Genomic DNA, 23,376 nt, shown 5'->3' on the forward strand with positions numbered 1-23,376 from the left:
AGCAGGCGCTCAGAAAAATCGCTTGAACATGTCGAGAATCGCAGTATTTTCGCGCGCTCATCGGAATTTGGGTTGGACAACGTGGGGCTCGTACCCTAAACGCGCGTCAAACCACGAGAAAAACGAAGAATGAAACCCGGTCGGCGGCGAATCTGCTGACCCTCAGTAGACAAAGGTTGAGACCATGGCCGTCCAACAGAACAAAGTTTCCAAGTCGCGTCGCAACAACCGCCGCGCACACGACGCTCTGGTTGCTGCAAACCCGAACGAATGCCCGAACTGCGGTGAACTGAAGCGCCCGCACCACGTCTGCGCATCCTGCGGTCACTACGATGATCGTGAAGTCGTCGCACAAGCCGACGAAATCGATCTGGACGAAGACGCGGCCTAAGCCTTTAAAAGCGCAGGCAAGGCATGACGGAACAGCCCACGCACGCCGGACGGATTACCATCTCGGTTGACGCTATGGGCGGAGACTCGGGGCCCGCAACTGTGGTTGCGGGCATTGCCAAATCGGCAAACAAGAACCCCGATATCGCCTTCGTTCTGCACGGACCTGAGCAGGTTCTGCGCAAACTTGTCGCCAAACGGCGTGTCCTGCAGGGGCGCGTCGTTTTTCGTGATTGCCCCGATGTGGTCACGATGGAGGACAAACCCAGCCAAGTTGTTCGCAACGGCAAGCAGACCTCGATGTGGTCGACGCTGGATTCGGTCCGCAATGGCGAGGCCCACGGCGCTGTCTCTTGTGGCAATACCGGCGCGCTGATGGCGCTGTCGATGATGCGGCTTCGCAAACTGCCGGGCGTGAACCGTCCGGCAATTGCGATTCTGTGGCCGTCACGCAACCCGCAGGGGTTCAACGTGATGCTGGATGTGGGTGCGGATGTGCGCGCCGACGCCAAGGATCTGCTGCAATATGCGCTGATGGGGGCCTCTTATGCCCGCAACGGCATGGCACTGGAACGCCCGCGCATCGGCCTGCTGAATGTCGGCACCGAAGAACACAAGGGCCGAGCCGAACTGAAAGAGGCCCACGCAATGATCGCGGAATTCGCAGAGCAGGCGAATTTCGAATTCGTCGGCTTCGTCGAAGGCAGCGACATTCCCGGCGACAAGGCGGATGTCATTGTAACCGATGGCTTTACCGGCAACGTCGCGATCAAGACCGGCGAAGGCACCGCCAGCCTGATCGGTGACCTGCTGCGCGAGGCGTTCAAATACTCACCGCTGTCGCGCCTGGCCTCGGTGCTGGCGATCACGTCGCTCAATCGCCTCAAGAAACGTATCGACCCGCGCCGTGTGAATGGCGGGGTCTTCCTTGGCCTCAACGGTACCGTGGTCAAATCGCATGGTGGCGCCGATGCCACCGGAGTCTCGGCGGCAGTCAAACTGGCCTTTACCCTGGCCCAGTCTGGTTTTGCCGAAAAATTGGCGGCACGGGTTGCATCAACAGCCGAGCTTGCACAAGATGCCGCCCACACGCCGCCAAAGGCCGGCGAATAACAAAAAAGGCAGTACCCAACATGGCAGGCCGTTCAGTTGTCGTAGGTGTCGGACATTATTTGCCAGAGCGCGTCGTTCCGAACTCCGAGTTTGAAAAGACGCTCGATACAACGGATGAGTGGATCAGAACCCGTTCGGGGATCGAACGCCGCCATTTTGCTGCCAATGATGAATCCACTTCGGATCTGGCCACCAAGGCGGCCGAGGCCGCGCTGGCCGATGCGGGCCTGACGGCGGACGATATCGACGCGATCATCGTGGCAACTTCGACCGCTGATCTGACCTTTCCGTCTGCGGCAACCATGGTTCAGGCGCGGCTGGGCATGACCAAGGGCTTTGCCTTTGACGTTCAGGCCGTCTGCGCCGGGTTTGTCTTTGCGCTCAGCAACGCCAATGCACTGATCCTGTCCGGTCAGGCCAAACGGGTTCTGGTCATCGGGGCCGAGACCTTTTCGCGAATCATGGATTGGACCGACCGGTCGACCTGCGTTCTGTTTGGCGACGGGGCGGGTGCGCTGGTGCTGGAACTGCAAGAGGGCGCAGGCACCTCCGATGATCGCGGCATTCTGGCCACCGACCTGAATTCGGACGGTCGGTACAAGGATTTGCTGTATGTGGATGGCGGCGTGTCGACCCAATCGACCGGCCATTTGCGGATGCAAGGCAATCAGGTCTTCCGCCATGCCGTTGAAAAACTGGCGAAAACCGCAGAAACCGCATTGGGCTCGGCGGGTCTTGGCAATTCAGATATCGACTGGATCGTGCCGCATCAGGCCAATATCCGCATCATTCAGGGCACCGCGAAGAAGCTGGGTCTTCCGATGGATAACGTGGTCGTCACCGTGCAGGACCACGGCAACACCTCGGCGGCATCGATTCCGCTGGCCCTGTCCGTGGGCAAACAGCGCGGCCAGATCAAGCAAGGCGATCTTATCGTAACCGAGGCGATTGGCGGCGGTCTGGCCTGGGGTGCGGTTGTCCTGCGCTGGTAACCGGCGCAAAACGGCTTACACACAGACCTGCAATTCATTGATATTGACAGCGAATTTCCCCTCGCCCTATTCTCTGGTATCAACAGGGGAAATGGTATGGGCGATAAAACACTGACCCGAATGGATCTGAGCGAGGCCGTCTTTCGCGAGGTTGGCCTGTCACGCAACGAAAGTGCGCAGCTGGTGGAAAGCGTTCTGAACCACATGTCCGACGCCTTGGTGCGCGGCGAACAGGTGAAGATTTCGTCATTCGGCACCTTCAGCGTTCGGGACAAAACCGCCCGCATCGGCCGCAACCCCAAAACCGGCGAAGAGGTTCCGATTCAACCCCGCCGGGTTCTGACTTTCCGCCCGTCGCACCTGATGAAGGATCGCGTCGCGGCAGGGAACCGCAAGTAAGATCAGGGCGGCACGGTCATGAGCAAGTCCCCCGACGCGTTTCGCACGATCAGTGAAGTTGCGGATTGGCTGGGCGTTCAGGCTCATGTCCTGCGATTCTGGGAAAGCCGTTTCAATCAGGTCAAACCGGTGAAACGCGCCGGTGGTCGGCGATATTACCGACCCAATGACATGCGCCTACTGGGCGGCATCAAGAAACTGCTGCACGAGGACGGCATCACCATCAAGGGTGTTCAGCGTATCCTGCGCGAACAAGGCGTGGCCCATGTCGCGGCGCTGTCGCAGGGACTGGATGAGGTCGCCGAGCCGGAGACCCCGCAAAACGACAGCGTTGTCGTTCCCTTCACATCAAAACCAGCCCAGGCCAGCGAACAGATCGATCTGGACTTGGGCGATTCCGCACCCGAATCCACGCCCCCGCAAGCGGCAGAGGCCCCTCAGGCCAAACCTGCAGTACCGGAACAGGCCGCTCCACAGGCCGAACCGGAATACCTGGATGAAAGCCCCCTGCTGGGTGGAATCGCAACGCAGGCGTGGAATCGCACCGACTTTGACGATCAGTTGCTGAAACAGATCGCACCGGTGGCAAAGGACTTGCGCGCCGTTCTGAACCGCATTGAAAATCGATCGGCGGGATAAGAAAAAAGGCGATGATTTCCTCTTGCCCCCGCCGGGAAAGTCTTTATGAACACCTCAACGTCGGGCTATGGCGCAGCCTGGTAGCGCGTCCGTCTGGGGGACGGAAGGTCGCAGGTTCGAGTCCTGCTAGCCCGACCAAATCACACCGACGTTTATGGCAGACAGGCCAGATCCCGCTCTGGCATCAGGGGGGATCGGAATGACAGGTGTATGCCCAAACCAGCAGATCGAAGGCATGATTGCGCGCGGTGAGATCACCGCCAGCCCCGAGGTCATTCCTGCTCAGGTTCAACCAGCCAGCCTTGATTTGCGTCTGGGAACAGTAGCTTACCGCGTGCGCGCATCCTTTCTGGCGGGCGAAGGGCGCTCGGTTGCCGACCGTCTGTCCGAGTTCGAGATGCACCGCATCGACATTTCCGACGGCGCCGTGCTGGAAAAAGGCTGCGTCTATCTGGTGCCGCTTATGGAATCGCTGGCCCTGCCCGATAGCGTGACCGCTGTTGCCAACGCCAAAAGCTCGACCGGGCGGCTGGACCTGCTGACCCGCGCCATCACCGATGGCGGCACCGAGTTCGACCGGGTGCCTGCGGGTTATACCGGCCCGCTTTACGCCGAGATCTGCCCCCGCTCCTTCTCGGTTCTGGTGCGTCCGGGAATGCGGCTGAACCAGATTCGCTTCCGTCAGGGCCAGGCGGTGCTCAGCGACGCGGAACTGACGGCGCTGCACACCGACTCGCCGTTAGTCGATGGCCCGGCGGTGATTCAGGACGGGCTGGGATTCTCGGTCGATCTGCAACTGCCTGATACCGATCTGGTGGGATACCGCGCCAAGCCGCATACCGGCGTGATCGATCTGGACCGGATCGGTGAATACGATCCGCAGGAATACTGGGAAGAAGTGCGCACTCGTGATGGTCGCATCATTCTGGACCCTGGCGCGTTCTATATTCTGGTCAGTCGAGAGGCCGTCCACATCCCGCCGATGTACGCCGCCGAAATGGCCCCCTATCTGGCAATGGTCGGTGAGTTCCGGGTGCACTACGCAGGATTCTTCGATCCCGGCTTTGGCCACGCCGAAGCCGGTGGCGCAGGGTCGCGCGGTGTGCTTGAAGTCCGCTGCCACGAGGCGCCCTTCGTGCTGGAGCACGGTCAGGTCGTCGGACGGCTGGTCTATGAGAAGATGGCCGAGATGCCCACGCAGCTATACGGCGCGGGCATTGCGTCGAACTATCAGGGACAAGGGCTGAAACTGTCCAAGCACTTCAAAGCAGTTGGTTAAGGGCGGGCACCCGCGCCCGATCTGGCTTCAACCGCGATTGTTGGAGTTTCCGCGACCCGCATCCGAGTCATCCTGCCGGGGCGACGGTTGATTGGCCTTGCGCCCCACCCGACCGGCCATGTCAAATCCCTTGTTCACGCCCGAATTGACAAGGCGGCGCATAACTTGGCGCACGATCATATTGATGATCTGATTGGCGTTCATTGCTCAACTCCGTTTTCTGAGCCCCAACATAGGTGATTTATGCGGCAACAAAAGGGCTGCGCGATCACTCTTCCTCGAACAGTTCGGTTTGATCTTCGTCTTCTTCGTCCTCGCGCCCTTCCCCCATGGGGATGGTGCCCGGCGGAGGCCGGTTTTCCAGCAAACCTGCAGCGCGCAATTCCTTGAGACCCGGCAGGTCGCGGGCATTTTCCAACCCGAAATGATCAAGGAATTGCGGGGTCACCACAAAGGTCACCGGGCGACCCGGCGTCATGCGACGGCGGCCCAGACGGATCCACTCCATTTCCAACAGCTGGTCGATGGTCCCGCGCGACACCGACACACCGCGGATTTCTTCAATCTCGGCCCGAGTGCAGGGCTGGTGATAGGCGACAATTGCCAGCGTTTCGATCGCGGCCCGGCTGAGTTTCCGTGTCTCGACCGTTTCCTTCTGCATCAGGAAACCCAGATCCGGGGCCGTGCGGATGGCCCAGGCCTCACCCACGCGCACCACACGCACACCGCGCCCTTCATAGCGTTTCTGAAGCATTTCAACCGCTTGCGCCGCGTTGCTGCCATGGGGCATTCGCGCCTCAAGATCACCAATCGTCACCGGTTCGGCGCTGGCGAACAGCACGGCTTCGACCATCCGTTCCTGTTCCGCAATGGGCGGCGCTTCGAACAGAGTGCCGGTGCCTTCATCTTCGGGGGCGTCAGTCACGTGTGTCAGTCCTCTTGCGCAGATGGATCGGGGCAAAGGTTTTGCTCTGCTTGATCTCCATATGTCCTTCTTTCACCAGCTCCAGCGAGGCCGCAAAGGTCGCCGCCGTCGCCGAGCGTCGACGCACCGGATCAGCATCCCAGCCGTCGGGCAGATAGGTTTCCATATCCGTCCAGGTGCCTGCGAACCCGATCAGCGGCCGCATCCGTTCCAGCGCCTGTTCCATCGTGAACACGGCGTCGCGGTCCATCACAAACGGGCGGAATTCGTCACGGGTGCGAATGCGGGCGTACCCCTGCATCAAGTCCAGCAGCGTGGCGGAATAGGTGACTGTGCGGATGCGGGTGATATCCTCACCCTGCCCGCGTTTGAAGAAATCGCGGCCCAACTGGTCGCGCGCCATGAGGCGGGCAGCAGAGTCACGCATGGCCTGCAAGCGCTCCAATTGGAACGCCAGATGTGCGGCCAGTTCCTCGCCCGACGGGCCTTCGTCATCCGGATCGGGCGGCAGCAGCAGGCGCGATTTCAGAAAGGCCAGCCAGGCCGCCATCACCAGATAGTCGGCGGCCAGTTCGATCCGCAGCGCGCGGGCTTTTTCGACAAAGGACAGATACTGCTGCGCCAGCGCCAGAACCGAAATTTTTCGCAGGTCGACCTTTTGCGTCCGCGACAGGGTCAGCAGTACGTCCAACGGGCCTTCGAACCCGTCGACGTCAACGATCAAAGCTTCGGCCGCAAGGCGATCCGCGACCGAGACCGGGTCTTCGCTGAAAAGATTATCGTTCATATACCTGCCCGCCCATTAGGGCAGATAGTTCCGCCTCGGCGGCATGGATGTCAAGTTCCGCAGGCTTTTGCCGCATCGCCAGCGCCTTTTCTGCGCGCTTCCCGGCCTGTTCGGTCATTTCCCCAGCGGCATCCAGAACCTTGGCGCGCGCGTCGAACGTGCCATTGCAGTGCAGAACAACATCGCACCCGGCGTCCAGCGCCTGACGGGCGATGTCCTCGGGCGCGCCGCTGAGGGCCTTCATCGAGATGTCGTCCGTCATGATCAGCCCGTCAAATCCGATCTTGTCGCGGATCAGTCCGATCATGGTGGGTGAGATCGTCGCTGGCTGCGGGTCAATCCGGTCATAGACCAGATGCGCCGTCATCCCCATCGGCAGATCGTTCAGATCGCGAAACGGCGCGAAATCGGCCTGTTCCAGCGCGCCCTGCGTCAGGTCCACATGCGGCAGGTCGTGGTGGCTGTCGAGCGTGGATAGGCCATGCCCCGGCATGTGTTTGATGACGGGCAGAACACCGCCATCCAGATGGCCCTTGGCAACGGCCCTTCCCAGCCGCGAAACTTGTTTGGGATCAGATCCATAGCAGCGGTTTTTCAGAAATTTGTGTGTGTCCTCACGCGCCAGATCGACCATCGGCGCACAATTGCTGTCGATGCCCAACCCGAACAGCTCGTCCGCGATCAGACGATAGCGCAGATACATCGCCCGTTCGGCCTGATCACCAGCCCGCACGGCGTGATCCAGCGGCGGCAGCCATTCGCGGGCCAAAGGCGCGCGTAGGCGTTGCACCCGGCCGCCCTCTTGATCGATGGTGATGGGGCAATTGCGGCCCACGGCCTCGCGGAAATCATCGCACAGGGCGCGAACCTGATCAGCTGTGTCGATGTTGCGGGCAAACAAAATGAACCCGAACGGGTTCATCTCGCGGAATAGTCTCTTTTCCTGAGGCGTCAGGCGCAGGCCTTCGGCGTCGGTGATCGCCGCACCGAAACTCACCGAGCGGCCACCGGGATACAATCCGCGCCACGTGCCTCGAGCGCGGCACAGAACTGACGCGAGTCGCTCAGGTCATCAAACCCCAAAACGCGCAGGCGATAAAAGGTCCGGCCCCCGCGTGAGGTTTTCTGGATAACACGCTGTTTTCCATCCATATAATCGCCAAATCGATTATTCAGACGATCCCATTCAGCGCGCGCAACGTCCGAGCTTTCATAAGCACCAAGCTGTGCCATGCGCGTGCCCTTGGACAGCGTATCAGGGTCGATATCCACCCCGACGACCGCTTTGACGGCAGCGTTGATTGCGGCTTCGGTGCTGCTGTTCGACGTAATGCTGCTGGGCGTTGCCCGGGCCGGACGCGTGATCGGGCGCAGAGATCGACGGACCCCCGGCAACGCGGCAAGTTCCGGATCGGGCCGCTGCGCGGCCAGATCGGCGGGATCGATCGCAGGTTCTTCCTCGGGCAAGGACAGGGCGGCCAGCTGCACGCCCTCTTCCGCCGGTTCATCAATCCGGGCGGCATCCCCTGCGAGCTCGGAAACCAGCGCGTCCACCGTGCCTTGACGCAGCTGCGCGGCCTCTTGGTTTGAAATCTCTTCCTGAACCACATGCACGGCCGGAGTGGGCTTCAGCGGTTCAACCGGCGTGTCTTCGTCGGTCAGTGATACCGGGCGCGGCGCGAGGATCAGACGATCCGCTGGCGGCGCAGCGGTTCCCACCGCGGCGACGGCGTTGACGGCCAGCCCCTGATGATCCGCAGGCGTTCCGCCGGGGTTTTCGGGTTGAATGCGCATCGGCCCTTCGATGGCGCGCACGACCGGTACGCCGGACACATCGCGCATCACCAGCTTATACCCCCAGACGCCAATCCCGGCGACCAGAGCCAGGGACGCAACCGCCCCCATAGCGTTGACGATACGGCTCAGCCCCGCTGCACGCGGAGCCTCTTCATATCCGTGCATGTCGTCGGAATACTCGTACCCATCCTGAGGATGCGGTTGATTCGTGTAATGCATCTGCTCGGGGCGCATCTGCCCCGAGTAATCGTAACTTGCCATATCCGCCTCACCGCCCGATTGCGCCTTAAAACGTGGCGCGCGGGTCATTTCTTGCCTACCTCGAACCGGTGCTTCGGGCGGTGTTAGTTACCGCATCTCCTGCGCCGGGGTAACGCCAAGAATACCCAAGCCCGCTGAAATCACAACAGAAACAGCCCGGGCCAATGCGATTTTTGACTGGCTTGTGGCAACATCGCCATCCTGAATGAACCGCAATTGCGTCTCATCGTTACCCTTGTTCCACAGAGCGTGGAAATCCCCTGCAAGTTCATACAGGTAAAAGGCAACGCGGTGCGGCTCGTTGGTCCGCGCCGCGATTTCGACCAGACGCGGCCATTCGGCCAGCTTCTTGGCCACGGTCAGTTCCGAGGCATGGTCGTTCTTGCTCAGGTCAGCTCCGCCAAGGGTCGCATCATCTGTGGCAATCCCGGCCTCGGCTGCGCGGCGCAGCACGCTCATGACGCGGGCATGGGCGTATTGCACGTAGAACACCGGGTTTTCGCGGCTCTGCTCCAGCACCTTGTCAAAGTCGAAGTCCAGCGGCGCATCGTTCTTGCGGGTCAGCATCACGAAACGGGTCACATCCGGGCCCACCTGATCGACCACATCGCGCAGGGTGACAAAGTTCCCTGCCCGCTTGGACATCTTGAACGGCTCGCCATTCTTCCACAGCTTCACCAGCTGCGTCAGCTTGATATCCAGCGGCACCTTGCCATCGGACAGAGCCGACACCGCCGCCTTCATCCGTTTGACATAGCCGCCGTGGTCCGCTCCGAACACGTCGATCAGCGCGTCAAAGCCACGGGTCACCTTGTCATAGTGATAGGCGATATCCGGGGCGAAATAGGTCCAGCTGCCGTCGGACTTCTTCACCGGACGGTCGACGTCATCTCCATGTTCGGTCGATTTGAACAAGGTCTGCTCGCGCGGTTCCCAATCCTCGGGCTTTTTGCCTTTTGGCGGCTCCAGCACACCTTCGTAGATCAGGCCCTTCTCGGTCAGTGACTCCAGTGCGGCCTCGATCCGGCCGGTGCCATAGAGCGATTTCTCAGAGAAAAACACATCCATCTCAACGCCCAGCGCCTTCAGATCAGCGCGGATCAGGTCCATCATCGCATCGGTCGAGAATTCGCGCAGCTCGTCCAGCCATTCGCTTTCCGGCTTGTTGATCAGGCTGTCGCCATATTTTTCTTTCAGCGCCTCACCGATCGGGATCAGGTAGTCACCCGGATAAAGCCCCTCGGCGATCTCGGGGCTCAGGCCGTTGGCCTCGCGATAGCGTTCATAGGCCGAGCGCGCCAGTACATCTACCTGCGCGCCACCATCATTGATGTAGTATTCGCGGGTCACGTCATGGCCGGAATAGGCCAGCAGGCTGGCCAGCGCATCGCCGAACACAGCGCCCCGCGTATGCCCCACATGCAGCGGGCCGGTCGGGTTGGCCGAGACATATTCCACGTTCACCTTCTGCCCATGACCCATGGTCGAGCGGCCATAGTCCGTGCCCTTCTCCAGCACCGCTGCCAGCACACCCTGCCAGACAGACGGAGCAAGACGCAGGTTCAAAAAGCCCGGTCCAGCCACCTCGGCACTGGTGATCCGATCATCGGCGGCCAGTTTTCCAGCGAGTACATCAGCAATGTCGCGCGGCTTCATCTTGGCCGGTTTCGCCAGCACCATTGCCGCGTTGGTCGCCATGTCGCCATGTGCGGCGTCGCGCGGCGGTTCGACCGCCACGTTGTCAAAGCTCAGCCCCTCGGGCAGCGCGCCTTCGGACTGCATCTGTGCCAGCGCGTCCAGTACAAGGCCGCGGATCTCGGAAAACAGGTTCATTTCGGATGTCCTTTTGCTTGCCCGGCGGTTTACCACGCAAAGCGGCAAGGTCAATGCAAGCGATCAGTTTCCGCTTGGATTAACCGTAAACGGGGCTAAGGTCTCAGGAAATACCAACCCGGAGACCGTTTCATGCGCCTAGCCCTGCCCCTCGCCATCGCCCTGACCATTTCGTTGCCGGCCTGGGCCGAAATGCCTGCGCCGCAAGGCCACGTTTTGTTGACGCTGGGCGGCGCAGTCACCGAAGCCAACCTGCCGGCCCGGGGTGAGAATGACGGTGGCCTTTTGGGGTATCTTGAGGTTCAGCACGACGGGGCCGCCGGGTTTGACGCCGCCCTACTGGATGGTCTGGAACAGGTCGAGATCACGATCACCTACGGCCCTGAAGGCAACCAACGCGACATCGCCTTTTCAGGCCCGCTTCTGTCTGACGTGATGACGATGGCAGGTGCCGCGGGCAAAACCGCAAAGCCGATGGCGCTGGACGGCTATCAGTCAGAAATTCCGTGGCAGAGCATCACGGCGCATCAGCCGATTGTCGCGACCCACGCGGATGGCAGCCCAATGGGGATTGGCGGATATGGCCCCACCATGATCGTCTTCCCCCCAACCGACGATGCGGAACTGGCGCAAAAACAATCCGGCCAACAGGTGTGGGCGCTGGCCTATATCGGGGTTGAATAATTAGCCGCCCGTCAGCCGTTTGTGATCCTGTAAGGCGAAGCGGTCCGTCATCCCGGCGATATAGTCCGACACAATCCGGGCCAGTGCTGTTTCGTCCTGCGCGGCCTCGATATCGTGGTGCCAGCGCGCGGGCATCTGCTTGGGATCATTGAGGTATATCGGAAACAACTCCTGCACGACTGCGCTGACTTCGGCGCGCACTTCCATCACGCTGGGGGCCCGATACATCCGGGTGAACAGGAAAGCGCGAATTTCCCTGAGTTGCGCCCATAGGCCGTTCGAGAACTGAACAACCGGATAGCCAAGGTGCCGGATGTCTTCGACCGTCTGCGCGCCTGACGCGGCGATCAGCCCGCGCGACGTGTCGATCACCTCGGACACCATGACCCCAAACACCCGCCGCAGCGCCTCATGCCGGCGGCGATAGGGGTCGAGACCGGGGTATTGGCGATCCACTTCTGCATAGCAGTCGCCCACAACTGGTAATTGCAGGATTTCATCGTCTGTAAAAAGGTTGGCGCGCAGGCCATCCAGCAGATCATGATTGTTGTAGGCGATGTCGTCCGATAGCGCGGCCACCTGCGCTTCGGCACTGGCATGGGTGTGCAGTTCCAGATCGAAGCACTCATTGCACTCGTCCAGAGCCCAGGGCAATTCCCCGACGACCGGCCCGTTGTGCTTGGCAATGCCCTCAAGACACTCCCAAGTCAGGTTACATCCGTCAAACTCGGCATAATGCCGTTCCAGCTTGGTGACGATCCGAATTGCCTGAGCGTTGTGGTCGAATCCGCCATAGGGCCCCATCAACGCATGCAGAGCGTCTTCCCCGGTATGGCCAAACGGTGTGTGTCCAAGATCATGGGCCAGCGCCACCGCCTCGGTCAGTTCTGGGTTCAGGCCCAAGGCCCCAGAAATCGTGCGTGCGACCTGTGCCACTTCGATCGAATGAGTCAAACGGGTGCGATAGCTGTCACCTTCATGCTCGACAAACACCTGCGTCTTGTGTTTGAGCCGCCGAAACGCGCTAGCATGAATGATACGGTCGCGATCACGCTGAAAGCATGACCGAAAACTGCTCTCCTCCTCCGGCACAAGCCGCCCTCTTGCGCGGCCTGGGTCCGAGGCAAAACCCGCTCTGTCCAAAGGTCTTGTCCTTGTCGCCTGTCCTTAGGTTTCATATATTGTACTGTGGTAAGGAAATAAACCTTTGGAGTCCGGCATGAATCTGCCCCCAACAGTCACAGAACGCGCCTTTGAGCGTCTGGCCGAGATCGGCGCGGCCGATCAGGGGCAAGCCCTGCGCGTTGCAGTGGAAGGCGGCGGATGTTCCGGTTTTCAATACGAAATCGCGCTGGACGAGCCGAAAGAGGACGACCTTGTACTGGAAGGCAATGGCCAGAAAGTCATCGTGGATTCAATTTCCCTGCCGTTTCTGGAAAACGCGGTAATCGATTTCACGCAGGAACTGATCGGTGCGCGCTTTGTGATCGAAAACCCAAACGCCACGTCCTCTTGCGGCTGCGGCACGTCTTTTTCGATGTAAGCGCCGGTGGGGGCTTTGCCCCCACACCCCCAGGATATTTTTGGACAGATGAAGCAGGGATCCGCTCTCCGACCTTCCGCCGGAGAGCTTCACCTGTCGCGGTCATCGGCGTCCCCGCCTGTACCGCCCGATCTTCTTCACTCAAAATGGTTAAGAATCCGTTTCTTCATCTGTCCAAAAATATCCCGGAGCGCGAGGCAGAGCCTCGCAACCAAGCCAACCGCCTTGCCGTTGGGTTGGTTCTGGGCGATAGGTTGCCATAAGCCACCGGAGGATCGCGCATGAAAATCGCAACGTTCAATATCAACGGCATCAAAGCGCGGGCCGAGGCTCTGCCCCGGTGGCTTGACGACGCGCAGCCGGACGTTGTTCTGCTGCAAGAGATCAAGTCGGTCGACGAGAACTTCCCCCGCGAGATGTTCGAAGAGCGAGGCTATAGCGTCGAAACGCACGGGCAGAAAAGCTTCAACGGCGTGGCGATCCTGTCCAAGTTACCGCTGGAAGACGTGTCTCGCGGCCTGCCAGACGATGATGAAGACGAACAGGCGCGCTGGATCGAGGCTACGGTGATTGGCAAACAGGCGCTGCGTATTTGCGGACTGTACCTGCCCAACGGCAACCCGGCCCCCGGTCCGAAATACGACTACAAACTGGCGTGGATGGAGCGGCTGTATCTTCGCGCGCGCGACTTGATGGCCAGCGAAGAACCGGCATTGATGGCAGGTGACTACAATATTATTCCGCAAGCCGAAGACGCGGCCCGCCCGGATGCTTGGCGCGAAGACGCCCTGTTCCGTCCCGAAAGCCGCACCGCGTTTCGCAAGATTCTGAACCTCGGGTTCACCGAAGCCTTCCGCGCGCGCACTCAGGGACCCGGTCATTATTCCTTTTGGGACTATCAGGCCGGGGCGTGGAACAAGAATGACGGCATCCGCATCGATCATTTTCTACTGACGCCGCAGGCCGCTGACCTGATGCGCGACTGCCAGATTGACTCAGCGGTGCGCGGGCACGAAAAGCCATCGGATCACGTGCCGGTCTGGATTGATCTCGACCTTTAACCGATCACGCGGTGGCGTCGTAGCTGTAGATCCACTCGTATTTCTTTGCCAGTTGCGCTCCAACGGCCATCAGCGCCATCTGTGCCGCCAGTCGCATGGGGCCTCGCAGGTGAAAGTTACGCGCATTTGCTCCGGCGGCGGCGACCACTTGCCTTGCCCTTGGGCGGCGTTGGGTTTCATAGGCGGCAAGGGCTTGTTTAACCCCCGATTGGTCTTTGAACGCGCGGGCCAGAATCCACGCATCCTCCAGCGCCAGACATGCGCCCTGCGCCATGAAGGGCAGCGTCGGATGCGCGGCATCCCCCAGCAAGGCGAGACGCCCGTTTTGCCAGTTTTGCGCAACGGGGCGCAGGAACAGGGCCCAGAGATGGGTCTCGGTCACCTCGGCCAGAATGTCGCGCACCGGGCCGCCAAAATCAGCGAAACGAGCGCGCAAATCCTTCGGATCGCCTTGCAGACGCCAGCCTTCATCTTGCCAGTCCGAGCGCTCTTCAATCGCCACCACATTCATCAGACGTTGGTCGCGCAACGGATAGGTGACCACATGTCGCCCCGGCCCCATGGTCAGCGACGCGCGCGGTATCTCTTCGCGCAGCGACCAGGGGATCGTTGCGCGCCAGGCGATCTGATGGGTGAACTGAGGCGTCTCGGAACCGTTCAGGATAGGGCGGATTGTGCTGCGCCCTCCGTCTGCGGCAATGACGCATTCCGACCGCAGCCGCTCGCCGCTGTCCAGCACGACGTCAGCCTCGCTTGGGTATTTGACAACCTGCGTCACCCGCGCGTCCAGCCGGATATCTACGTCTGCATCCCGCGCCGCCCGGTGCAGCAGGTCCAGCAGATCGGCACGATGATAATAATATGTCGGACCGGCCGCGGGCGCGGGCACCTTGCTGATCACACGGCCTTTTCGGTAATCACGCAGAGTCGTTCCGTGCGACAGCTGCCCGTACTCGGGCTCGGGCCCCGCGACGCCAAGCGCCCGCAGAACCGCCATGCCGTTGGCGCTGATCTGCAACCCTGCGCCGACCTCGGTCAGGGCCGCAGCCTGTTCCAGAACCGTGACCTGCGCGCCGCGTTGCCGCAGCGCCAGAGCGGCCGCCAGCCCCCCGATACCGCCGCCGATGACACTGAATTTCAGACCGTCGATATTCATGGCACCGCCTTAACGCAAAAACGCCGAAGCCACAGGCCCCGGCGTTCGAGTTTTCCCGAATTTCCCAGCGATCAATCGTCGCGGTGAACCTTCTCGCGGCGCTCGTGGCGCTCTTGTGCCTCAAGCGTCATGGTTGCGATCGGACGCGCATCCAGACGTTTCAACGAGATCGGATCGCCCGTCATCTCGCAATAGCCGTACTCACCTTCGTCGATGCGGCGCAGGGCCGAGTCGATCTTGGCCACCAGCTTGCGCTGACGGTCGCGGGTGCGCAACTCGAGCGCGCGGTCGGTTTCCTCGCTCGCGCGGTCAGCAACGTCCGGAATGTTACGGGTGTTGTCCTGCAGCCCTTCGATCGTGTCGCGGCTGCCCGCCAATAGTTCGTTCTTCCAATCCAGCAGCTTGCGACGGAAATACTCAAGCTGACGGTCATTCATGAAAGGCTCATCTTCAGCCGGACGGTAGTCCTCCGACAGAAAAACTTCCTGCTTCATCTTTGCTCCCTCGGTATGGCCAGAAACGTCGGTAGCGGTTGTTTCACCTGACATTTGGCTCTCCCTTCTGCGGAGCGTTTATCTGACGCGCATGGGAATGTCACTACACAAACGCCGTGTTGATTCGTCACGCCTCTGGCCTTGTCTAAATATGAGACATGTAACAACAAAACCTTGTTTTTCTGCGGAATTCGTTGGGCATTTCTGTGGCAAACCACAACCAGCGGGGCATCCAATAACCGCCGAATCAAGCAAAACGGACCGGAGTCGCGGCGAAGTTCGCGGTTCGGGACGCCGCGGCCCGCTTGTCAAAATCATCGCCTCTCTGTAACCCCAACGGCACAGATCGCGCGAAACCACACGAGGGGCCCATGACCGCACGTTTCCAAGGCACCGCAGAATATGTTGCCACCGATGACCTGACCATTGCGGTAAACGCTGCCGTGACGCTGGAACGCCCCCTGCTGGTCAAGGGTGAGCCCGGAACCGGCAAGACCGAACTGGCGAAACAGGTGGCCGGTGCGCTGGGTCTGAAGATGATCGAGTGGAATGTGAAATCCACCACCCGCGCGCAGCAGGGCCTGTATGAATATGATGCCGTCAGCCGCTTGCGCGACAGTCAGCTGGGCGATGAGCGCGTGCATGACGTGTCGAACTATATCCGCAAGGGCAAGCTGTGGCAGGCGTTCGATGCCGACGAAAAGGTCGTTCTGCTGATCGATGAGATCGACAAGGCCGATATCGAGTTTCCCAACGACCTGCTGCAAGAGCTCGATAAGATGGAGTTCCACGTCTACGAGACCGGCGAGACGATCCGCGCCAGGCACCGTCCCATCGTGATCATCACCTCGAACAACGAAAAGGAGTTGCCCGATGCGTTCCTGCGCCGCTGCTTCTTCCACTATATCCGCTTCCCGGATGAGGCGACCATGCGCCGGATCGTCGAGGTGCATCACCCCGGCATCAAGGATGCGCTTCTGACCACCGCGCTGACCCAGTTCTATGAAATCCGCGAGACACAGGGGCTGAAGAAGAAGCCTTCGACATCCGAGGTTTTGGACTGGCTGAAGCTGCTGCTGGCCGAGGACCTGACCTCCGAGGACCTCAAACGCGACGGCGCCAATGCCCTGCCCAAGCTGCACGGGGCGCTGCTTAAGAACGAACAGGACGTGCATCTGTTCGAACGTTTGGCCTTCATGGCGCGCGCCAAACGTTGAGGCTGCTGAACCTTCGGTGATCGCCGCTTGCCTTGGGCAGATCAGCCTGTCAGCATTGCAGGTGGCGGCCCGGTGCATCCGGGCTATGTAAGACCGGACAAAACGGGGCAATCTGATTGGCTGACACTCTGACCATCCGCGCGTTGCGGTCCGAAGACCGCGCTGAATGGTCCGACATGTGGCGGGACTATTTGGCATTTTATGAAACGACCGTGCCGGATGAGGTCTATGACACCACCTTTGCCCGCCTGCTGGGCGACGATCCGCATGATTTCTCGTGCTTTGTTGCCGAGGTCAACGGGCAACTGCTGGGCCTGACCCACTACCTGTTTCACCGCCACGCATGGAAAGTCGAATCCGTCTGCTATCTGCAGGACCTGTTTGCCCGACCCGAGGCACGCGGCACCGGCATCGGGCGGGCCCTGATCCAGGCGGTGTATGACGAGGCCGACCGGCAAGGCGCCCCCTCGGTCTATTGGCTGACGCAGGATTTCAACCACACGGCCCGCAAGCTGTATGACCGCATCGGCAAGCAGACCCCGTTCATCCGGTATCAGCGCCCATGACGCGATGGGCCGCGATCCTTGCCGCCCTGGCGCTGGCGGGCTGCGCGACGGTAGAGCCGATCGAGGTTCCGACCCGTGTTCAGGCGATTGAAGAAAAGCTGCCGCCAGCCAAGTCTTTCACCCGTTCGGCCCCGACGCCCCCCGGGCGCTCGAACGCCAATATCGCGGCCGATTTCGTCTCGTTGCATTTCGCATTGGAGGGCGGCGCGCAGCTGCCGGTGTTCACCCGGTTTGAAACCCCGATCACCGTGCGTCTGACCGGAGCCCCTACCCCGTCGATGCAGCGCGACCTGACCCGCTTGCTGAACCGCCTGCGCAACGAGGCCGGGATCAACATCAGCCAGGTCTCAAGTGGTGCTGCCAACATCACCGTCGAGGCCGTCAGCCAGGAACAGATCCATGCCATCCTGCCGCAGGCGGCCTGTTTCGTGGTGCCGAATTCCTCAAGCTTCGAGGAATACCGACGCGACCGGCGGAAACAGAAAAGCAGCTGGTCCCGCCTGCGCAGCCGTGAACGTCTGGGGGTGTTCATCCCCTACGACGTCAGTCCGCAGGAAAAGCGCGACTGCCTGCATGAAGAGATCGCGCAGGCGCTGGGGCCGTTGAACGACCTCTATCACCTGCCGGATTCAGTGTTCAACGACGACAACATTCACACCGTTCTGACCGGGTTTGACATGCTGATCCTGCGCACGGCCTATGCGCCCGAATTGCGCAGCGGCATGACCCGCGAACAGGTCGAAGCCGCCCTGCCCGGCATTCTCAGCCGCCTGAACCCGCGCGGAGACGCCCTGCCCACGCAACCGGTTTCCGACACACCGCGTGAGTGGATCAATGCGATTCAGAAATCTCTGCGGCCGACACGCGGGGCACAGAGACGTCTGAAAGACGCCCAAAAGGCCGCCCGGATCGGGCAGGAACAGGGATGGACGGACCACCGCCGCGCCTATCCGTACTACGTGATGGGCCGCATGGAGCAGTTCGACAACCCGCAAGAGGCATTGCGCAACTACCAGACCGCCCTGCAATTCCTGCGCACCACCCCCGGCACCGAAGTGCATCAGGCTTATATCACCACCCAGACCGCCGCCTATGCGCTGGCGCAAGGCAAAGGACCCGAGGTTCTGCCCGAGCTGAACAAGGCCATCGACGTAATGACGCGCGCCGAGAATGCCTCGCAACTGGCGACGCTGCTGCTGTTGAAATCCGAAGCGCTCAACCAGGCGGGGCGGACTGCTCAGGCACGTTCCGTCAGGCTGGACAGTCTGGGGTGGGCGCGCTACGGGTTCGGCTCGGAGACGGTGGCCCGGTCGCTGATGCAGGATGTTGCGGAAGGGCCCCCCAACAACAGGGGCGGATAACGCATGGTCGTGGTTTTGGGAATGGCGATACTGGGGGCAATCCTTGGGGCGCTGACGGCACGCAAACGCAACGGTAACGGCGCCGACATGGCCCAATACGCGGCCGGCTATGGCATCGCCTTTGCGCTGGTCGGGCTGGTGTTGTCGCTGATCCTTGTCAGGTTTGTAGGGTAAGCGATGTTCCTGCCCTTTTTCGAAAACCTCCGCAAAGCTGGCATTCCCGTATCCTTGCGCGAATACCTGACCTTTCTGGAGGGCATGAAAAAGGGTCTGGCCACCTATGATGTCGAGGCGTTCTACTACCTCGCCCGCGTCTCGATGGTGAAGGACGAGCGCAACATCGACAAGTTCGACCGCGCCTTTGCGGCCAGTTTCGAAGGTCTGGACGAGATCAGCTTTGATCAGGTGCTCGACGCGGTGGACATCCCCGCAGACTGGCTGGCCAAGATGGCCGAGAAACACCTAAGCGATGAAGAAAAGGCCGAGATTGAGGCGCTTGGCGGTTTCGACAAGCTGATGGAGACGCTGCGCGAGCGTTTGAAAGACCAGCAAGGCCGACATCAGGGCGGCAACAAGTGGATCGGCACCGCCGGAACGTCCCCCTTCGGGGCCTATGGCTACAATCCCGAAGGCGTCCGCATCGGCCAGAAGGAAAGCCGCCATCAGCGCGCGGTCAAGGTCTGGGACAAGCGCGAATTCAAGAACCTGGACGACACGGTCGAACTGGGCACCCGCAACATCAAGGTCGCCCTGAAACGCCTGCGCCGCTGGGCGCGTGAAGGTGCGGCCGAGGAACTGGATCTGGACGGCACCATCCGCGCCACCGCCGAGCACGGCTATCTGGATGTCAAAACCCGCCCCGAGCGTCACAACGCGGTCAAGGTGTTGCTGTTTCTGGACGTGGGCGGCTCGATGGACCCGCATATCAAGGTGGTGGAAGAGCTGTTCTCGGCTGCGCGCACCGAGTTCAAACATCTGGAATATTACTACTTCCACAATTGCCTGTACGAGGGCGTCTGGCGCGACAACCGCCGCCGCTGGGATCAGCAGACCCCGACGCATGAGGTGCTGCGGACCTATGGCTCGGACTACAAGTGCATCTTCGTCGGCGACGCCTCGATGAGCCCGTATGAGATCGCCTATCCCGGCGGTGCCAACGAGCACTGGAACAAAGAGGCCGGACAGGTCTGGCTGCAACGTGCGCGCGAACAATGGCCATCGAACCTGTGGATCAACCCGGTGCCCGAAAAATACTGGGGCTACACCCATTCCATCGGCATGATTCAAGAGATTTTCGAAGACCGCATGGTACCGATGACACTGGCCGGGCTGGAACAAGGGATGCGGGAACTGACGCGGTAAGGCGGCCCTCGCCGGGGGTTAGGGCTTGTATGCGATCTGACTGACATAGGACATGAATCCGAAGAAGGTGTTTTTGTCCACCCGGTCCCGCGCCTCCTTCTTCAGCGCGGCTGCGGTCTCAGACCCCAATATCCCCTCTTCGAACATCCGGTCGGCGCCCCGGTCGATGACCGTCAGAAAATAGGTGGCGTCGCCCTCGGCCACGTAACCGTGCCCCTGCCGCGCCCCCAGCCGGAATCCGAATTCGTCCAGCAACCCCGATATCTGACGCATGATCCACAGATTGGTGACGTTCTGGTTGATCATAAAGCGGACAAGCTGATCCAGCGGGTCATAGTCGGCTATCTGGGCTGTTGCGGTATCGTAATCCCCGTCGCAAATCGCCAACACACCACCCGGTTTCAGCAACCGGTGGGCCTCGGCAAGAACCTCCCGCGGCTGGGGCACATGGCACAGCAAGGTATGCATCAGGATCATGTCGAACGACTCGTCAAGGAAACCGGTGTTCTTGGCATCGCCAATTTCGAAGCTGAGCTGCGGATTGTCAGAAAACTGTTCCGTTGCGCGGGCGACCATGACCGGAGACGGCTCAATCCCGATGGCTGAGGTCGCCCCCGCCAGATGCAACAGGTCCTCGGTCACATGCCCGGTCCCCGACCCCATCTCAAGCGCCTTTGCCCCGGCCGAAAGGTTGATATCGGCAAGATAGGCTCGTCTGATCGCCTTTTGCGCCGGTTCAAGACAACGTGCCTCCATGGCGTCGGCGATGCGTTCCTGCATGTGTTTCTGTTGCGCGGCGAGATCGGAATAGGGATCGGACAAAGGACGGCTCCTGACTAAATGTCCCTATCATACCTCACATTGGGGAAATGCTCACCTGCCGCGACCTGTATGGCGGCGAAACCCAAGCGTGCCGGGCTGAATAGGCAGATTTGTGTTGCTCTGTCGTGCTGGCCAACCCATATCTAACCCATGCTTCGCCTGACCCCAATCCTGCTGGCCATCGCCTATGCCGTCGTGATGTACCGGATTTCCGTCTGGCGCACCCATCGGGAACTGGATGCAAAATCGACCGAACTGGCCGATCCGGCGCTGAAACGCATGACCGACCGGCTGGCAGCCGCGTTGGAGATCGACCGGGTGCCCGTCTATATCTATGAGATTGATCCGGTGAACGGGCTGGCAGCCCCGGACGGGCGGATATTCATCACCCGCGGGTTTTATCGCAAGTTCCGTAACGGAGAAGTCTCGGCCGACGAAATGGCCAGCGTGATCGCACATGAATTGGGGCATGTGGCCTTGGGTCACGCGCGGCGGCGGATGATCGATTTCTCGGGCCAGAACGCGTTGCGCGCGGCGTTGATGATGCTGTTTGCCCGGTTCATTCCCTTTATCGGCGCGTGGATTGCCAACATGCTGACGCATCTTCTGGCCTCGCGTCTTTCGCGCGGGGATGAGTATGAGGCCGATGAATACGCCGCCGCTTTGCTGACCAAGGCCGGCATCGGGATCGGGCCGCAAAAATCCCTGTTTCACAAGCTGGAAGACCTAACCCAGCAACGCGCCGGTGTGGTTCCGGCTTGGTTGATGAGCCATCCGAATACCGATGAGCGGATTGCGGCGCTGGAAGCGCTTGAACGGCGTTGGGGCTCGGGCGGATAGATTCGGATGCGAGGGGCCAGCCCGCCGCCATTGGCGCTCGAACCAATGGCGGCTCCCCGAGGTATTTTTGGCCAGATGAAGAGGGATCCGGGTTTAAGCGGTGAGGGCTTTGCCCAGACGCGGAAGGCGTGCCTTTTTCATCAGCGCACGAAGGGTCCACTGATCTCCGGACAGGCGGTTGGCCTCGGCCAGGACGCGGTTGGCTGTTTCGGCCATGCCATCTGGATCTTGTTGCCAGAACCCCTGCAGCAGGCTGTCGGGGTCTCTGCGCTCAAGCCCTTCCTCCGACAGGATATTTCTGGGGAAATCCTTGGCATTGACAGTGACAATGACATCCGCCGAGGCCGCAATGGCCGTTGCGAGAACGTGTATATCCGCGCTGTCGGGCAGCCAGAGGCGCTGTTCGACACCCGGTTGGACCGCGCGTTCCGCGTCGGGCCAATGCGCCTGCGCGAGGGCGATTTCAGCGCGGGCCTGTGCCTCGCCCGTAGGGCCCAGTTTGCGGGCGGCGCGGGCCCATTCTTCGAGGATTCGGGCGGACCAAATGGGCTGGAAATGGCCGCGCTTGGCCGCGCCCAGCAGCATCTCTCGCATCACCGTGGGGTAAATGACGCAGGTATCCAGAACGGCTTTCACAGCCGATAGAACACGGCTTTGAGATAGCCACTTTCGGCAAGTTGCGGCAGTTGTGGGTGGTCGGGTCCAGCAAAGCCGGTATGGATCAACTGCGCCTGCCGCCCTGCCCGGCCAATGCCCCGCGAAGACGCATCACGGAACCGACCCAGATCTGCCGCATGGGAACAGGAGCACAGGCCGAGATAGCCGCCGGGTTTCACCAGCGGCGCCGCCAAACGTGCGATACGTTCGTAGGCGCGAAGCCCAGCGTCCAGCGCCTGTTTCGAGGGCGCAAAGGCGGGTGGGTCGCAGATGACGACGTCGAATTGCGCACTCTCTTCGCCCAGTTGTGTGAGCATGTCGAAAGCATCGCCCTGTCGGGTTTCGAAGCGATCAGCGCAACCCGAGGCCTGCGCACCCTGTGCGGCCAGATCGAGGGCGGCGGCTGATCCGTCGACCGACAGGGCCTGCGCCGCCCCTCCGGCCAGCATTGCCAATCCGAAGCCGCCCACGTGGCTGAATACGTCCAGCACTTTTGCGCCCGGCTGAACCAGCCGCGCCGCGAAGGCATGGTTGGGCCGCTGGTCGTAGAACAGGCCGGTTTTCTGTCCGCCGGTCAGGTCGGCCATATAGGTGGCCCCATTCATCGGAACCGGCAGGGGCGCATCGGGCGCCACTCCTCGCAGGGTTTGGTTTTCGTCATCCAGCCCTTCCAAGCCCCGCGTGCGGCCCGAGGCGTTTTTCAGCACGGTCTTAACCCCGGCGACGCGGACCAGAGCATCAGTCAGCGAGTCCAGATGCGCCTCGGCCCAGGCGGCGTTGGGCTGGATGACGCAGGCATCCCCGAACCGGTCTACGATCACGCCGGGGAAACCGTCCGCTTCGGCGTGGATCAGGCGGTAGTACGGCGCGTCGAATAGGCGCTCGCGCATGTCCAACGCGCGGCGCAGGCGGGTTTCGAACCATTCTGCGTTCAGTTCGGCATCCAGATCGCGATCCAGAACACGGCACATGATCTTGGACTCGGGGTTCACTGCGACCAAAGCAATAGGCGCGCGCTTTTCATCCTCGAGCACGGCCAACGCACCAGCGGGGATTTTGCGCGTGCGGCGGTCGGTGACGATGTCATTAGCATAGACCCACGGGAAGCCATGGCGCAGACCGCGCGCGTTGGCTTTGGGTTTCAGTCGGATACGGGGGCGGTCAGTGGCTTGGGTCATGACGCCCTCATAGTGGTGAA

27 protein-coding genes and 1 tRNA gene are annotated in these 23,376 nt (G+C 61.0%); 16 read left to right on the plus strand and 12 right to left on the minus strand.

Annotated elements, in window-relative coordinates; genetic code table 11:
• The first annotated feature begins 184 nt into the window (after positions 1-184).
• The 7 genes from rpmF (at position 185) to ACR0DO_RS05795 (ending at position 4,812) form a co-directional block, all read left to right on the plus strand.
• Positions 185-391, plus strand: a complete 207-nt coding sequence (gene rpmF, locus ACR0DO_RS05765) for a 50S ribosomal protein L32 (RefSeq protein WP_008756996.1) — start codon at positions 185-187, stop codon at positions 389-391.
• Positions 392-414: 23 nt separating this feature from the next.
• Positions 415-1,503 carry a phosphate acyltransferase PlsX gene (gene plsX / locus ACR0DO_RS05770; protein ID WP_170443520.1) on the plus strand — a complete coding sequence of 363 codons (1,089 nt, stop codon included), beginning with the start codon at positions 415-417 and terminating at the stop codon, positions 1,501-1,503.
• Positions 1,504-1,523: 20 nt separating this feature from the next.
• Positions 1,524-2,495, plus strand: coding sequence for a beta-ketoacyl-ACP synthase III (locus ACR0DO_RS05775; protein ID WP_480557138.1), 972 nt, complete (start codon positions 1,524-1,526; stop codon positions 2,493-2,495).
• 96 nt (positions 2,496-2,591) lie between these two features.
• Entirely contained in the window at positions 2,592-2,894 is a 303-nt protein-coding gene (gene ihfA / locus ACR0DO_RS05780) for an integration host factor subunit alpha (protein ID WP_008755922.1), read from the plus strand.
• 18 nt (positions 2,895-2,912) lie between these two features.
• On the plus strand, positions 2,913-3,533 hold the full coding sequence (locus ACR0DO_RS05785; RefSeq protein WP_480557139.1) for a MerR family transcriptional regulator: 621 nt from the start codon (positions 2,913-2,915) through the stop codon (positions 3,531-3,533).
• Positions 3,534-3,594: 61 nt separating this feature from the next.
• Positions 3,595-3,671 (plus strand) — tRNA-Pro (locus ACR0DO_RS05790).
• Positions 3,672-3,732: 61 nt separating this feature from the next.
• Entirely contained in the window at positions 3,733-4,812 is a 1,080-nt protein-coding gene (locus ACR0DO_RS05795; protein WP_480557140.1) for a 2'-deoxycytidine 5'-triphosphate deaminase, read from the plus strand.
• Between the two features lie 27 nt (positions 4,813-4,839).
• Here the strand turns inward: ACR0DO_RS05795 and ACR0DO_RS05800 are convergent, their stop codons facing one another.
• The 6 genes from ACR0DO_RS05800 to argS all read right to left on the minus strand — a co-directional run bounded on the left by ACR0DO_RS05800 (position 4,840) and on the right by argS (position 10,415).
• Positions 4,840-5,016 carry a hypothetical protein gene (locus ACR0DO_RS05800; protein WP_480557141.1) on the minus strand — a complete coding sequence of 59 codons (177 nt, stop codon included), beginning with the start codon at positions 5,014-5,016 and terminating at the stop codon, positions 4,840-4,842.
• A gap of 64 nt (positions 5,017-5,080) precedes the next feature.
• Positions 5,081-5,737 (minus strand): SMC-Scp complex subunit ScpB, encoded by a 657-nt coding sequence (gene scpB, locus ACR0DO_RS05805; RefSeq protein WP_170443512.1) that lies wholly within the window; start codon positions 5,735-5,737, stop codon positions 5,081-5,083.
• Entirely contained in the window at positions 5,730-6,524 is a 795-nt protein-coding gene (locus ACR0DO_RS05810; RefSeq protein WP_480557142.1) for a segregation and condensation protein A, read from the minus strand. Before ACR0DO_RS05810 ends, scpB begins: the two co-directional genes overlap by 8 nt.
• A complete protein-coding gene (gene nagZ / locus ACR0DO_RS05815) occupies positions 6,514-7,521 on the minus strand; it encodes a beta-N-acetylhexosaminidase (protein WP_480557143.1) in 1,008 nt (335 codons plus the stop codon). The genes ACR0DO_RS05810 and nagZ overlap by 11 nt, the downstream gene beginning before the upstream one ends.
• Positions 7,518-8,630, minus strand: coding sequence for an SPOR domain-containing protein (locus ACR0DO_RS05820; protein ID WP_480557144.1), 1,113 nt, complete (start codon positions 8,628-8,630; stop codon positions 7,518-7,520). The genes nagZ and ACR0DO_RS05820 overlap by 4 nt, the downstream gene beginning before the upstream one ends.
• A gap of 39 nt (positions 8,631-8,669) precedes the next feature.
• The gene (gene argS / locus ACR0DO_RS05825; RefSeq protein WP_480557145.1) at positions 8,670-10,415 is read right to left on the minus strand and encodes an arginine--tRNA ligase; all 1,746 of its coding nucleotides are present in this window, start codon (positions 10,413-10,415) and stop codon (positions 8,670-8,672) included.
• A gap of 132 nt (positions 10,416-10,547) precedes the next feature.
• On the opposite strand from argS, the gene ACR0DO_RS05830 reads away from it, so the two are divergent.
• The gene (locus tag ACR0DO_RS05830) at positions 10,548-11,099 is read left to right on the plus strand and encodes a putative pterin-binding protein (protein ID WP_480557146.1); all 552 of its coding nucleotides are present in this window, start codon (positions 10,548-10,550) and stop codon (positions 11,097-11,099) included.
• On the opposite strand, the gene ACR0DO_RS05835 is transcribed toward ACR0DO_RS05830, so the two are convergent.
• On the minus strand, positions 11,100-12,242 hold the full coding sequence (locus tag ACR0DO_RS05835) for a deoxyguanosinetriphosphate triphosphohydrolase (protein ID WP_480557147.1): 1,143 nt from the start codon (positions 12,240-12,242) through the stop codon (positions 11,100-11,102).
• A gap of 76 nt (positions 12,243-12,318) precedes the next feature.
• Between ACR0DO_RS05835 and ACR0DO_RS05840 the strand changes: the two genes are divergently transcribed.
• Both ACR0DO_RS05840 and xth read left to right on the plus strand, forming a co-directional pair.
• Entirely contained in the window at positions 12,319-12,642 is a 324-nt protein-coding gene (locus ACR0DO_RS05840) for a HesB/IscA family protein (protein WP_480557148.1), read from the plus strand.
• A 281-nt stretch (positions 12,643-12,923) separates the two neighbouring features.
• On the plus strand, positions 12,924-13,703 hold the full coding sequence (gene xth / locus ACR0DO_RS05845; protein ID WP_480557149.1) for an exodeoxyribonuclease III: 780 nt from the start codon (positions 12,924-12,926) through the stop codon (positions 13,701-13,703).
• 4 nt (positions 13,704-13,707) lie between these two features.
• On the opposite strand, the gene ACR0DO_RS05850 is transcribed toward xth, so the two are convergent.
• Positions 13,708-14,859 carry an FAD-dependent monooxygenase gene (locus ACR0DO_RS05850; RefSeq protein WP_480557150.1) on the minus strand — a complete coding sequence of 384 codons (1,152 nt, stop codon included), beginning with the start codon at positions 14,857-14,859 and terminating at the stop codon, positions 13,708-13,710.
• A gap of 71 nt (positions 14,860-14,930) precedes the next feature.
• Positions 14,931-15,353, minus strand: coding sequence for an RNA polymerase-binding protein DksA (gene dksA, locus ACR0DO_RS05855; protein ID WP_170443495.1), 423 nt, complete (start codon positions 15,351-15,353; stop codon positions 14,931-14,933).
• 371 nt (positions 15,354-15,724) lie between these two features.
• Between dksA and ACR0DO_RS05860 the strand changes: the two genes are divergently transcribed.
• The 5 genes from ACR0DO_RS05860 (at position 15,725) to ACR0DO_RS05880 (ending at position 19,859) form a co-directional block, all read left to right on the plus strand.
• Positions 15,725-16,570, plus strand: a complete 846-nt coding sequence (locus tag ACR0DO_RS05860; protein WP_170671843.1) for an AAA family ATPase — start codon at positions 15,725-15,727, stop codon at positions 16,568-16,570.
• Positions 16,571-16,686: 116 nt separating this feature from the next.
• Positions 16,687-17,136 (plus strand): N-acetyltransferase family protein, encoded by a 450-nt coding sequence (locus ACR0DO_RS05865; protein WP_480557151.1) that lies wholly within the window; start codon positions 16,687-16,689, stop codon positions 17,134-17,136.
• On the plus strand, positions 17,133-18,497 hold the full coding sequence (locus ACR0DO_RS05870) for a DUF2927 domain-containing protein (protein ID WP_480557152.1): 1,365 nt from the start codon (positions 17,133-17,135) through the stop codon (positions 18,495-18,497). Before ACR0DO_RS05865 ends, ACR0DO_RS05870 begins: the two co-directional genes overlap by 4 nt.
• 3 nt (positions 18,498-18,500) lie before the next feature.
• Positions 18,501-18,671, plus strand: coding sequence for a hypothetical protein (locus ACR0DO_RS05875; protein ID WP_480557153.1), 171 nt, complete (start codon positions 18,501-18,503; stop codon positions 18,669-18,671).
• A 3-nt stretch (positions 18,672-18,674) separates the two neighbouring features.
• On the plus strand, positions 18,675-19,859 hold the full coding sequence (locus ACR0DO_RS05880) for a vWA domain-containing protein (RefSeq protein ID WP_480557154.1): 1,185 nt from the start codon (positions 18,675-18,677) through the stop codon (positions 19,857-19,859).
• A gap of 18 nt (positions 19,860-19,877) precedes the next feature.
• On the opposite strand, the gene ACR0DO_RS05885 is transcribed toward ACR0DO_RS05880, so the two are convergent.
• Positions 19,878-20,681: a methyltransferase domain-containing protein gene (locus tag ACR0DO_RS05885; RefSeq protein WP_480557155.1), complete on the minus strand. Its 804-nt coding sequence runs from the start codon at positions 20,679-20,681 to the stop codon at positions 19,878-19,880.
• Positions 20,682-20,831: 150 nt separating this feature from the next.
• Here ACR0DO_RS05885 and ACR0DO_RS05890 point away from each other — a divergent pair, with 150 nt between their 5' ends.
• Positions 20,832-21,521: a M48 family metallopeptidase gene (locus ACR0DO_RS05890; protein WP_480557156.1), complete on the plus strand. Its 690-nt coding sequence runs from the start codon at positions 20,832-20,834 to the stop codon at positions 21,519-21,521.
• Between the two features lie 93 nt (positions 21,522-21,614).
• Here the strand turns inward: ACR0DO_RS05890 and ACR0DO_RS05895 are convergent, their stop codons facing one another.
• Together ACR0DO_RS05895 and ACR0DO_RS05900 are read right to left on the minus strand one after the other, a co-directional pair.
• Positions 21,615-22,157, minus strand: coding sequence for an RSP_2648 family PIN domain-containing protein (locus ACR0DO_RS05895; protein WP_480557157.1), 543 nt, complete (start codon positions 22,155-22,157; stop codon positions 21,615-21,617).
• Positions 22,154-23,356 carry an RSP_2647 family RNA methyltransferase gene (locus ACR0DO_RS05900; RefSeq protein WP_480557158.1) on the minus strand — a complete coding sequence of 401 codons (1,203 nt, stop codon included), beginning with the start codon at positions 23,354-23,356 and terminating at the stop codon, positions 22,154-22,156. The genes ACR0DO_RS05895 and ACR0DO_RS05900 overlap by 4 nt, the downstream gene beginning before the upstream one ends.
• Positions 23,357-23,376: the final 20 nt, after the last annotated feature.

It is taken from the genome of Ruegeria sp. AM9, assembly GCF_056540565.1.

Excerpts from the sequence above, each read along its gene's own strand:
- rpmF (WP_008756996.1), top strand. The coding sequence starts at position 185 with ATGGCCGTCCAACAGAACAAAGTTTCCAAGTCGCGTCGCAACAACCGC.
- plsX (WP_170443520.1), top strand. The coding sequence starts at position 415 with ATGACGGAACAGCCCACGCACGCCGGACGGATTACCATCTCGGTTGAC.
- ACR0DO_RS05775 (WP_480557138.1), top strand. The coding sequence starts at position 1,524 with ATGGCAGGCCGTTCAGTTGTCGTAGGTGTCGGACATTATTTGCCAGAG.
- ihfA (WP_008755922.1), top strand. The coding sequence starts at position 2,592 with ATGGGCGATAAAACACTGACCCGAATGGATCTGAGCGAGGCCGTCTTT.
- ACR0DO_RS05785 (WP_480557139.1), top strand. The coding sequence starts at position 2,913 with ATGAGCAAGTCCCCCGACGCGTTTCGCACGATCAGTGAAGTTGCGGAT.
- ACR0DO_RS05795 (WP_480557140.1), top strand. The coding sequence starts at position 3,733 with ATGACAGGTGTATGCCCAAACCAGCAGATCGAAGGCATGATTGCGCGC.
- ACR0DO_RS05800 (WP_480557141.1), bottom strand. The coding sequence starts at position 5,016 with ATGAACGCCAATCAGATCATCAATATGATCGTGCGCCAAGTTATGCGC.
- ACR0DO_RS05810 (WP_480557142.1), bottom strand. The coding sequence starts at position 6,524 with ATGAACGATAATCTTTTCAGCGAAGACCCGGTCTCGGTCGCGGATCGC.
- ACR0DO_RS05820 (WP_480557144.1), bottom strand. The coding sequence starts at position 8,630 with ATGACCCGCGCGCCACGTTTTAAGGCGCAATCGGGCGGTGAGGCGGAT.
- argS (WP_480557145.1), bottom strand. The coding sequence starts at position 10,415 with ATGAACCTGTTTTCCGAGATCCGCGGCCTTGTACTGGACGCGCTGGCA.
- ACR0DO_RS05830 (WP_480557146.1), top strand. The coding sequence starts at position 10,548 with ATGCGCCTAGCCCTGCCCCTCGCCATCGCCCTGACCATTTCGTTGCCG.
- ACR0DO_RS05840 (WP_480557148.1), top strand. The coding sequence starts at position 12,319 with ATGAATCTGCCCCCAACAGTCACAGAACGCGCCTTTGAGCGTCTGGCC.
- xth (WP_480557149.1), top strand. The coding sequence starts at position 12,924 with ATGAAAATCGCAACGTTCAATATCAACGGCATCAAAGCGCGGGCCGAG.
- ACR0DO_RS05850 (WP_480557150.1), bottom strand. The coding sequence starts at position 14,859 with ATGAATATCGACGGTCTGAAATTCAGTGTCATCGGCGGCGGTATCGGG.
- dksA (WP_170443495.1), bottom strand. The coding sequence starts at position 15,353 with ATGAAGCAGGAAGTTTTTCTGTCGGAGGACTACCGTCCGGCTGAAGAT.
- ACR0DO_RS05860 (WP_170671843.1), top strand. The coding sequence starts at position 15,725 with ATGACCGCACGTTTCCAAGGCACCGCAGAATATGTTGCCACCGATGAC.
- ACR0DO_RS05870 (WP_480557152.1), top strand. The coding sequence starts at position 17,133 with ATGACGCGATGGGCCGCGATCCTTGCCGCCCTGGCGCTGGCGGGCTGC.
- ACR0DO_RS05875 (WP_480557153.1), top strand. The coding sequence starts at position 18,501 with ATGGTCGTGGTTTTGGGAATGGCGATACTGGGGGCAATCCTTGGGGCG.
- ACR0DO_RS05880 (WP_480557154.1), top strand. The coding sequence starts at position 18,675 with ATGTTCCTGCCCTTTTTCGAAAACCTCCGCAAAGCTGGCATTCCCGTA.
- ACR0DO_RS05890 (WP_480557156.1), top strand. The coding sequence starts at position 20,832 with ATGCTTCGCCTGACCCCAATCCTGCTGGCCATCGCCTATGCCGTCGTG.
- ACR0DO_RS05900 (WP_480557158.1), bottom strand. The coding sequence starts at position 23,356 with ATGACCCAAGCCACTGACCGCCCCCGTATCCGACTGAAACCCAAAGCC.